Raw genomic sequence first — 10,352 nt, 5'->3', positions numbered from 1 at the left:
AAATGTGGCACCCACGCCAAGCGCATGAAAGCAGGCTGGGATGACCGATATCTGCTTAAGGTATTGGCTCAAGTAAAGGCTTCTAGCACTTCACCCAAATTGTAAAGAAACGTATGCGTTCGCCCTGACCGTATTGGGTCGATGCTTGACTAGAAGACTGTTAACTGAAGATTTTTCCCAGAACATTAAAGGGGTTTGAAATCATAAAATTTCAAACCCCTGTCTAAAAGGGTCGTTGAAACCTAGGGGCAAGCTCCAGGTTTCAAATTGGCCGGGAATTAGCCGTGGGTTATTCGTCAGTCCGCAGCTTCTCTAGAACGCTTTGGTCTTCCATGGTGGTGGCATCGCCGACGAGTTCTTCGCCACTGGCTAGGTTGCGTAGAAAGCGACGAATGATCTTGCCAGAGCGGGTTTTCGGTAATCCATCGGCAAATCGGATTTCGCCGGGTCTTGCGATCGCACCAATCTCCTTCACCACATGATTCTTGAGTTCAGCCTTCAGCTCATCGCTGGGGCTGTGGCTATCTTCCAAAATCACAAAAGCAAATACATCTTCCCCCTTGAGGTCATCCTTGCGACCCACGACGGCGGCTTCCGCCACCGCTGGGTGAGAGACCAGCGCCGACTCAATTTCCATGGTGCCCAGGCGGTGCCCCGACACGTTGAGTACATCATCGGTACGGCCCATAATCCAGAAGTAGCCGTCTTCATCCTTGCGAGCACCATCACCTGCAAAGTAGACGTATTTTCCATCTTTAGGGGGAATGTACTCCCAGTAGGTGCGGCGGAACCGATCGTCATCGCCATACACCGTGCGCATCATACTGGGCCAAGGATGCTTGATCACCAGATAGCCCCCTTCGTTGGCGGGGACAGAGTTGCCCTCGGCATCGACAATGTCCGCCAGGATGCCAGGGAAAGGCTTGGTGGCTGAACCGGGTTTAGTTGCGATCGCCCCCGGCAGCGGCGTAATCATAAAGCCCCCCGTCTCCGTCTGCCACCAGGTATCAACAATCGGGCAGTTCTCCCCACCAATCACCCGGTGGTACCACATCCAAGCCTCGGGGTTAATGGGTTCACCCACCGTACCCAAAATCCTTAGAGACGACAGATCGCGAGCATTGGGATGCTGATCACCCATTTTCAAAAAGGCACGAATCGCCGTAGGAGCGGTATAGAAAATAGTCACCTTATACTTCTCCACCACATCCCAGAAACAGCCAGGGTTTGACGGCCGGGGTGCCCCTTCGTACATCACACTGGTGGCACCGTTGGACAGGGGACCGTACACAATGTAGCTATGGCCCGTAATCCAGCCCACATCTGCCGTACACCAGTAGACATCATGCTCTTTAATGTCAAAGGTCCACTTAAATGTGGTGTGGGTGTAAAGGTTATAGCCACCGGTCGTGTGGACTACTCCCTTCGGCTTCCCAGTGGTCCCACTGGTGTAGAGAATAAACAGCAGATCCTCACTATCCATGGGTTCTGCCACGCAGTCTTTGGATGCATCGGGCTGCACCTCATGCCACCACACATCGCGACCATCGGTCCAGTCCACATCCTGCTTAGTGCGCTGTACCACCAATACATTGGTCACACTGGGTACGGCATTATCTGCTAGTGCCTGATCCACCGCAGGCTTCAGCGCCATCGCCTTATCCTTACGAAAACCCCCATCAGCGGTGATGACCACTTTGGCCGCCGCGTCATTTAAGCGGTCCCGCAGGGCCTCAGAGCTAAAGCCGCCAAACACCACCGTATGAGCCGCACCAATGCGGGCACAGGCCAGCATGGCCACCGCCGCCTCCGGCACCATCGGCATGTAAATGCCCACCCGGTCACCCTTGGTCACACCCATGTCCTTGAGCACATTGGCCATTTGGCACACTTCACCATGCAGCTCGGCATAGGTGAGGATGCGGGCATCACCGGGTTCTCCTTCCCAAACGAGAGCGGGCTTATCCCGACGGGGAGTATCCAGATGGCGATCTAGACAGTTATAGGAAATATTGATTTTGCCACCGACAAACCATTTGGCAAAGGGAGGCTGCCAGTCCAGGACGGTATCCCATTTTTTGAACCAATGCAGCTCTTGCTCCGCTAGTTCTGCCCAGAACGCAGCGGGGTCAGCGGCAGCCCGATCATAGAGCAGCTGGTATTGGTCAGCCCCAGAAATAGTTGCCGCTGCCGCAAACTCAGCGGGCGGCTCAAACAGTCGCTGCTCCTGCAGAATCGACTCGATAGCAGGCTGTGAGTTAGAGGATTGTGCCATAGGTCGTCGTCTTACTAGCGTTTCTAAATACGGTCCTTGTGAAGGCTAACGGTTCCAGTCGCAGCCCAGCTGAAATCATCTATGTTTTTCAATATTTTTCGACGTAATGGCCCTCAAAAATCAATTTGGTTGGAAAACGTAAATTAACGGCCATCAAAGTCTATGGGCTGCATCAACCCTAAATCAGGCCTAAATCAGGGATTGAACAGTAGGTCATGGGGTCGGGAACTCGGGATCGCAATGTAAACCCAGGGATCGATCCCTAAGTCGGGAACTGTAGTTAATCGGTATCCGTGGGAGTCAGCATCGGCACAAAATACCAACCGCTCATTGATTTGTCCAGCTCCTTTCACCTAGCCTTGCCCGTAGTAACAAGGGCCTGGCTCAATAGAAGCAATATCTCCCACAACAAAAAACTAGAGCAATTTGATACCAAATGGTTTGCCATCTTTTAACAACAACTCTGTTGTCTATTACCAGATGTCAAGAACCATCCCCATCAATTCAAGAAGTCGCTAAATTATATGGGACCCAAGTTCACAGACCTATTAGTCCACCTCACCAACGACCTGGGACACTCTCTACCAAACTCTCTCTAACCTCTTGGAGAACTCACCATGATTAAAGCGCTCGTAGGTATTCTTGTCTTTGTCATCAACACAGTTTACAAAAAACGACCCTATCCACGCTTTTACGTTTTAGAGACCGTTGCCCGAGTCCCATATTTCTCCTATCTATCAGTCTTACATCTCTACGAAACCCTAGGCTGGTGGCGCAAAGTTGACTGGCTTAAAGTTCACTTTGCCGAATCTTGGAATGAGCTACACCATTTGCTCATCATGGAAGAGTTAGGCGGCAATAGCCAATGGATTGATCGTTTTCTGGCCCGTCATGTAGCGCTGCTTTACTACTGGATCATTGTCAGCATCTATATTGTCAATCCCAATGCGGCCTATCACTTTATGGAAATGGTCGAAGAACATGCCTATGCAAGTTATGACAAATTTCTGACATCAGATGGGGTAGCCCTTAAACAGCAGCCTGCTCCCCAGATCGCCATTAGCTACTACCGCGATGGGGATCTTTACATGTTTGATGAGTTTCAAACAGCCCGCCTACCGGAAGAACGTCGCCCAAAAATCGACAATCTCTACGATGTATTTGTTGCTATCCGTGACGATGAGATGGAGCATGTTAAAACCATGGCCGCCTGTCAGCAGCCTGACGCCCAGCTATCTCTAACAAGCCCCCATGCCCATGTCCTAGCCGCCGAATAAAGGTATACTCCATGTCTGAAATTAACACACTGCTTCAAAACTACCGTCACGGTCAGCGAGACTTTTCTGGATTATCTCTAGCTGACGCCAACCTTAGCTATGCGGATCTAAAAGGTGCGGATCTGAGCTATAGCGACCTCAGCAACATCGACTTGAGCCAGGCCAATCTGCGCGGCGTTGACCTAAGCTATGCCAAGCTTAGCCAGGTGGATTTACACAATGCAGATTTACGTGGGGCCATGCTAATCGGCACGGACCTAAGGGATGTCAGCTTACAAGATGCCAATCTGAAAAATGCTGACTATATACCGGGCGTCACACAATTTCCCAGGGAGTTCGATCCCAGACAAGCACAGATGAGTTCTGTAGTTGCCTAAACTGACTGATTTAGTCAGTTCAGTGCTCTGGGCCAAACACACATGGGTTATTAACGTTCCCATCCCCTACCGTGGCGACGAACTAAGTTTAATGTGTGGTTAAGTAAAAGGACCCATGAGGTGCTGTGACGGATTAGGCAGGCAATCGTTATCCCAGCGAAATATATCGAAAAACAAAACCGTTGACTCCAGATGCAGTCAACGGTTTTTTGTCAGTTGAGAAAAGTACCCTTGCGGGGTATATCGCCACAAGGTGCCAACCTATACAATGCTTTTGAGGCAATGCGAGTTTTAACCAGTTTTTTCCAGTGTTTTCACTCAAATACCTGGGCCAATTAAACAACTGACTGCGACACAATCAGCCCGTTCCCATACGTATTACATTAGATGCCACAGAGATCGATCAGGCCTTGATTGCGACTTGTTTGCCGTTGCTGATCGAGTTGAGCGATATGTGCCAGCCAAGGAAAGAGATGTCCTTAGGCTCAGATTCAATGTCCCCTGACCCTAGTTTTTAGGAGATAAAGCCATGTCCCCCGTCCTGTTTATTTCATTACCTTTCATCCTAATGCTGCTGCTCTCCAGAATAGCTAGCACGGGCAAGCCCCCTAAAGAAAAACCTGCGAAGAGCCCTGAGTATCAGGATGGTGACATTATCATCATTCGTCGACAATCCAGCAAAAAGCATTAGCTGAAGGTAGTGAGCAATCCTGATTCAGATCTTGACCAGGGAGGGGATTCTACAGGATCTCCTCCCTGGCTTTCATTTCATCGTTAAAAAAAGCTCCTGACAATGCTGCCAGAAGCTTTTCACTGCGCTACATGAACGCTGGTAGCATGATTGTTTTATATAGTGTAGTTCACGCCGCGATAGGTTAGCTGAATGCCTCGCTTAGTCAATCGACTCTGGCCTTGTTTTGCTTGGAAACAAACGCCACGATAAACTTTCTCAGGCTGAAGAATCGACTTAAAGTTGACAGTCTCGTTAGAGGGCAGATACTGCACACCGCGATAGGTTAGCTGCATGGGTAGATACTTCATGATGGCAATAGAGTAGGCTGATGGCGATAGAGCAGGGGACGTTGCTCTAATTTTAAAAACACCCCCTCTCAAAACAATTTCGGTTAGATCCTGGGAATTTTTCTTGTATTGGCCAGTGAGCGCATTTAAATTATTTGACAGGCAACTTATAACCTTCTCTTAATAATTGGTGGTAGCAATTGCTGTCTATGGCTTTCAAGAAAAACGTCTGCTGGCAGTGAAGTGATCTGGATCAGGTTTACATTTGTATATGTAATACTAAGCTATAGGTTTAGGCATAAATACCGAACAGTTGAGGCAAAACTCTTGGGAGTCATGGCTCTGGTTCAGTGATGTTGGGTTTCCCCAATTTTTGCTTCTAGTCCTTAGGCGGGTGCTGGCTTTGTTTAGACCTGCTGCCTGCCGAACATTTAAAAAAGGATCATTAAAAATGCATATTCATCACCAGGACGAAGTTAAAGTTGCCGTATATGCTGCCAACATGCCTACCGATGATCAGCAGCATGCGCAGGATTTACTGTTAGCTGTATTGATGGCCCTCAGTGCTGCAGCAGTGCTAGGTCTACGCTTTCTTTTCTAAGCCAGCCATTCGTTAGCCCTTAGCGATAGGCATTGACTCAATAGCGTAAAACCCCTTCGTTAGTCGTCACTTAACTGAGGGGTTTTGTCTTGACAGTCTCACGGACCATGGGGCGGCTGACAGCTCCCATCAAAGCTCCGAAAAGACTGGCGTGACCAATAGCTGACTGGCTTCCACCTGATCCGCCCAGACGGTGAGCGTGGTGCCGAGGGACTGATTTAGGGTTGCGATCGCATCCGCCAAATCAATCGCCGCATTCACCTCACTATTCTGCGCCTCCACCACTGCATTTTGGAGCTCAAGTACTTCAAAAATGTCCTGGGTCCGTCCCAAGCTGGCCCTAGCCCTAGCATTTTCCAACCGCTGAATCGCCAGCTCGCGGGCCAAACGAGTCGACTCAATGCGATTACGCGCAGAATCTACATTGCGCAATTGATCCGCCACCTCCCGCCGAATATCCGCCCTAAGGCTTTCCAAATTGTTGCGCAGCTGTTGTTGGGTTACCTTGTTACTCTGAAACGCCGTTTCCGTCGATTCATCCTCTAATAAACGGGTTAACACCAGCTCCGTTGACGCTGCCGATAAATCTCCCTCACTGACATTGGCCCGCACATCCAAATTCCAACGGCGATTATCGGCGGCAACCACCCCGTTGATTTCGGCTATTTGCAACCCTAGCTGCGCCTGCTGGTAGTCTGGCCGATTGGCATAGGCCACCGTAACCAGTTCATCTAGGGACGGTACCCTCGACGGTTGGTCAACGGTGCTCAAGGTGGCCAGGGTTTCTTCAGGAATTGTAATTTCGATGGAGGAGTCTGCTAAATCCAACAGCTCTAACAAATCCGATTTGGCCTGTTCCAAATTATTCACCGCTTCCAATACCCCCGTTTCAGTCTCAGCCAGGTTAGCGTCAATTTCCACCAGCTCAAACCGCGCCCGTCGCCCTGCTTTTACCAGCGCTTCAACGGACTGCCGCTGTTGTTGTTGAGTATCAAAGGACAGTTTTTGAATGCGCAGGCTCGCCTGGGCCCGAATCAACGCATGGTAAGTGGTGATGCTACCGGTAATATCCGAAATGAGTCGTTGTCGCAAATCCAGCTGGTTACTCGTTTCCTGTAACCGCGCAACTTGCAAGGGGGCAGTAGTTACCTCTCGGCCAAAGCCTCGTAGTAAAGGCTGGGTCACCGTCAGTTCAACTTCTTGGTCTTCAAATATATCAACCGTCACCTGCATCGTGGTGCCCAGGGGAGTGAGCAGTTCTGCCCCGAGGCGAGTTTCCTGGGTAATATCCGTATCGGTTCCAGAAGCATCACTAATTTCGAGACTTAATGTGGGGGTGAAGTCTGGAGAAAAAATACTCTCCGCTTCCCGCAACTCTTGTTGTTGGGATATTCTGTCCAACACGGAATTTTTAAGTTCACGGTTGTTTTGCAGTAGTAGCGTAACCACATCGGTGGCCGTCAGAGATAGGGTTTGATCAACAGCATTTTCAGTTGTAGCATTTTCTCCTTGGGGCGTAGGCAGGATTTCATCTACGGGTGGTTCAGCCCTGGGAGCCGGTGCTTCCTGGAGTGGTGGCAGTTCCGGTAAACCGGTCTGGGCCAATCCTGGGGGGCCAACGGCTATGGTTAGAAAACTAACTAACAAAACCGTTTTTAGCCGGTGGCACTGTGGTGGTTGTTTCCGCATCTGGTTTCGCATTAGTCACTCCGCAGGGCTTTGACAATATCGATCTGGGTGGCCCGCAGGGCTGGAATAAAACTTGCCCCCACCCCCACCGCCAAGGCGGCTCCCATGGATAGGGCCGCATTCCGGGGTGAGAATTTATAGGGAGCTTCAATCACCACGGTGGTGGCCACTCGGGTCAGGCCATGAACTGTGCCAACGGCGGCTACCCCACCCAATAAACTCAAAATCATCGCCTCTAGGATAAACTGCCCCATGACTTCCAATTTTGAGGCCCCGATGGCGCGGCGAATGCCGATTTCCTTGGTGCGCTCCAGCACAGCGGCGACGGTAATGTTGGCAATGCCCACCCCACCAATCACCAACGCAATCAGCCCAACGGCCGCGAGGGCCGCTGAGGCAATTTGTTGCACCTCTAGATCTTCCAACAAATCTTCGGCATTGCTCTGCATATACACCTCTGCTTGGGGATAACTCTCCAATAGGAAATTTTCGACCGCCTCGCTTAAGGTATTAATTTGAGTCAGGGAATGGGCACTAATTTGGAGCTGATCGTAGTTATATCCGCCGGACAAGACGGAGGCATAGGTCTCGGTCATCCACAGTTCCCCAGCGGACTCCCAGTCAGAATTTGACTTGGTTTCCATCACGCCGATCACCACAAATCGATTACCACTGGCGTAAATCGCCTTATTGAGCGGCGACTCTCCTTGGAATAGATTGTCGGCCAGCTGTTCATCCACCAGGACCACAGGCCGATACTGCTCCGCATCTGCCTGGTCAAAAAAACGCCCCTGTAATACATTCCGTCCCGTAGTATCCAGATAGTTTAGGGACACACTCCGGGCATTAACCTCAACTTCCTGGGCCTCATATTGTACATTGCTCACATTGAAAACCTGGCTGATGGAGCTAATGGTGCGAATTTCAGCAATGGAGTCTTGGAGAGATTTTTGGGTGGCGGCATTAATCTCGGGCTCAGGCCCTTCCCTAGCCCAGATATGGGGAATCACAAAGGGCTGATCCCTAGCCGCCAGTTTCAGCTCAATCTGTTCACGGGTGATGGCTTGAATATTGAGGGTGGCGCTGACGGCCCCCACCCCCATAAACACCCCAAAGGCAGTCAGGCCAGAACGCAGCCACTGGTTGGTCAGCGAGCGCCAGGTCATGAGCAATAGATCAGGTAAGGGGAGTCCCATGGTGTTTATTTCTCAGGGGGTCTGCTTGTCAGAGGGTCTATGGCTTAGGGTATGTCTGGTGAGGGTATTGCTTGTTAGGGCGTTACTTCCTCAAATGGAGCAGACTCTGGCAAGGTGGTTGGATCCGTAATCGGCATTCCCGGTGCAATGGTCAGGGTGGGGGGCACTAGGGCAATCTCATCCCCCTGGCTCAGCCCTGACGTTACGGCAAACAGGTCTAACCCCTGTAAACCCAAGTCAACCGGGCGTTTTTCCGCATTCCCGCGCTGATTGCGCAGCCATACAAAGGTCTCACCCCCATCCCGCTGCACCGCTTCCGGGGGCACCACTAAAACGTTTTTCTGCTGCTCCGTAATGATTTCGACACTGACAAAACTTCCGGGAATCAGGGTTTGACTGGCCTGGTCTAGCTGCACCGTGGCGTTGACCCTGGCTTGGCCCTCTTGGGCATTGTCATTCCCCCCGCCGGGATTTAAAGCCTGGGGGGAAAGGGCCACCACCCGCCCACCATAATCCTGGGCATCGGGTCCAATGGCCCGCACCCTAGTGGGTTGATTAATACTCACCTTGGCTGCATCCAAGGTGGAGAGCTGCAGATTAACAATTTCTTGGCTGGGGTCCCCCAGGGTGAGGAGATCGGTATCCGTGGCAATGGCGGCCCCGGCGGAGGCTTGCACCTCCAGCACCACCCCATCGATGGGGGAAACCACCATCCGATCGTTGAACTGCTGTTCCAGTAAAGCCAGGGTTTCCGTGGCGGTCTTCAGGTCTAACTCGGTTTTCGTGACCGTTAACTGCGCGTCTTTTAACTGCGATCGCACCTGATCGAGGGCCTCTTGGTCATCTCGCACCTCGTCTTCGGACAGAAATCCCTGGGCTAACAGCTGCTGCGATTCTTGGTACTGTTCCAGCGCCGCTGCCACTTGTTGCTGGACCTCAGTCACTTTTTCTTGGTTGCGGCTCAGGTCTAGCTGCACTTTTTGGATTTCGACCTGCTGCGATCTCACCTCCTGCTCTTTGCTGCGATCGCGCAGCACCACCAGCGGCTGTCCCTTCTCCACTAGGCTGCGCACCTCCACCAGCACTTGCTCCACCGTGGCCTCATTCTGGGGGGACTTCAAGGTTTGCTGACCGCCCAAGGCCAGGGTGCCGCTGGCGGAGACGGTTAGCTCTACGGCAGCACGTTCCACCTGGTATAGCGGCACCGAAATCGTTTCGGCCTGGGTACCGCGATAGCGCAGATAGGTCCAACCAGCGGCCCCAGCCAATGTGCCAAAGCCGATTAGATAGATTGCGATCGCACGATACGTCAACTTCCGAGAAGTCGTCCCCAAAGTCTCTACAGCTGTCAACAGCGTCTCCCCAGACTGCTCTGGAGACCTCACATCTGTCATACTACTTGCTACCTAAGGGGCCAATACCCATGATGTCTTATTACTAAAGCTTAGGAGATCATTTGATGTCTGTCCATCATGGATGATGACTCAAAGGTGGGGGATTAGCGTCGGTTAACCCACCCCGTTGCCCCTCCAAGGAGACGTTTACCATTCGAGAGCAGGAATCTCTCCCATGAGACAGTACTGAAACACAACAATCTCACTACATCAACCCACTAGCCAAATCTCATCCAAAATGAAACATCCAAAATGGAACTGCTAGGTTAGAACCCAACAGCTGTTGGGTTCCTTTTAGATGTGGCCATCATCTATCGTTGGTCGTCCTAGGCACCCCTGAAAATACCGATCACTAAAGCTATGTTTGGCACCATGAGTGCCAAAGCATCTCTAGGCAACGGGAGCACGTCATCCGCTGGCGGATGAAAAATAATCCAGTTGTTGATTGAGATAAGCGGATCTCAACTTGAGCATTTGCGGCAACGTCTCTTCATTCCATTGAGCACCGGTCACCTGCAGTCTG

8 protein-coding genes and 1 pseudogene are annotated in these 10,352 nt (G+C 51.3%); 3 read left to right on the top strand and 6 right to left on the bottom strand.

The genetic code is table 11. The annotated features are described in order from the left end of the window. Positions 1-289: 289 nt before the first annotated feature. Complete coding sequence (gene acs / locus VB741_RS13640; protein WP_323365733.1) at positions 290-2,275, bottom strand: acetate--CoA ligase; 1,986 nt, start codon at positions 2,273-2,275, stop codon at positions 290-292. A gap of 617 nt (positions 2,276-2,892) precedes the next feature. On the opposite strand from acs, the gene VB741_RS13635 reads away from it, so the two are divergent. Beyond that, on the top strand, positions 2,893-3,552 hold the full coding sequence (locus tag VB741_RS13635; protein ID WP_323365732.1) for an alternative oxidase: 660 nt from the start codon (positions 2,893-2,895) through the stop codon (positions 3,550-3,552). Between the two features lie 11 nt (positions 3,553-3,563). After that, positions 3,564-3,929, top strand: a complete 366-nt coding sequence (locus VB741_RS13630) for a pentapeptide repeat-containing protein (protein WP_323365731.1) — start codon at positions 3,564-3,566, stop codon at positions 3,927-3,929. Between the two features lie 846 nt (positions 3,930-4,775). Here the strand turns inward: VB741_RS13630 and VB741_RS13625 are convergent. Continuing rightward, positions 4,776-4,970, bottom strand: coding sequence for a DUF4278 domain-containing protein (locus VB741_RS13625; protein ID WP_323365730.1), 195 nt, complete (start codon positions 4,968-4,970; stop codon positions 4,776-4,778). Positions 4,971-5,343: 373 nt separating this feature from the next. On the opposite strand from VB741_RS13625, the gene VB741_RS13620 reads away from it, so the two are divergent. After that, entirely contained in the window at positions 5,344-5,550 is a 207-nt protein-coding gene (locus VB741_RS13620; protein ID WP_323365729.1) for a hypothetical protein, read from the top strand. 129 nt (positions 5,551-5,679) lie between these two features. On the opposite strand, the gene VB741_RS13615 is transcribed toward VB741_RS13620, so the two are convergent. The 4 genes and pseudogenes from VB741_RS13615 to VB741_RS13600 all read right to left on the bottom strand — a co-directional run. Continuing rightward, a complete protein-coding gene (locus VB741_RS13615) occupies positions 5,680-7,251 on the bottom strand; it encodes a TolC family protein (RefSeq protein WP_323365728.1) in 1,572 nt (523 codons plus the stop codon). Further along, positions 7,251-8,435: an ABC transporter permease gene (locus tag VB741_RS13610; protein WP_323365727.1), complete on the bottom strand. Its 1,185-nt coding sequence runs from the start codon at positions 8,433-8,435 to the stop codon at positions 7,251-7,253. Before VB741_RS13610 ends, VB741_RS13615 begins: the two co-directional genes overlap by 1 nt. 74 nt (positions 8,436-8,509) lie before the next feature. After that, a complete protein-coding gene (locus VB741_RS13605) occupies positions 8,510-9,829 on the bottom strand; it encodes an efflux RND transporter periplasmic adaptor subunit (protein WP_323365726.1) in 1,320 nt (439 codons plus the stop codon). A gap of 408 nt (positions 9,830-10,237) precedes the next feature. Continuing rightward, a pseudogene (locus tag VB741_RS13600) lies at positions 10,238-10,352 on the bottom strand (ISKra4-like element ISLesp1 family transposase); the annotation flags it as partial.

It is taken from the genome of Leptothoe sp. PORK10 BA2 (assembly GCF_034932105.1).
GTDB lineage: Bacteria > Cyanobacteriota > Cyanobacteriia > Phormidesmidales > Phormidesmidaceae > Leptothoe.
This window is presented reverse-complemented; position numbering and strand designations above follow the sequence as displayed.

Coding starts and splice junctions, on each gene's coding strand:
- acs (WP_323365733.1), bottom strand. CDS start 2,275: ATGGCACAATCCTCTAACTCACAGCCTGCTATCGAGTCGATTCTGCAG.
- VB741_RS13635 (WP_323365732.1), top strand. CDS start 2,893: ATGATTAAAGCGCTCGTAGGTATTCTTGTCTTTGTCATCAACACAGTT.
- VB741_RS13630 (WP_323365731.1), top strand. CDS start 3,564: ATGTCTGAAATTAACACACTGCTTCAAAACTACCGTCACGGTCAGCGA.
- VB741_RS13625 (WP_323365730.1), bottom strand. CDS start 4,970: ATGAAGTATCTACCCATGCAGCTAACCTATCGCGGTGTGCAGTATCTG.
- VB741_RS13615 (WP_323365728.1), bottom strand. CDS start 7,251: ATGCGAAACCAGATGCGGAAACAACCACCACAGTGCCACCGGCTAAAA.
- VB741_RS13610 (WP_323365727.1), bottom strand. CDS start 8,435: ATGGGACTCCCCTTACCTGATCTATTGCTCATGACCTGGCGCTCGCTG.
- VB741_RS13605 (WP_323365726.1), bottom strand. CDS start 9,829: ATGACAGATGTGAGGTCTCCAGAGCAGTCTGGGGAGACGCTGTTGACA.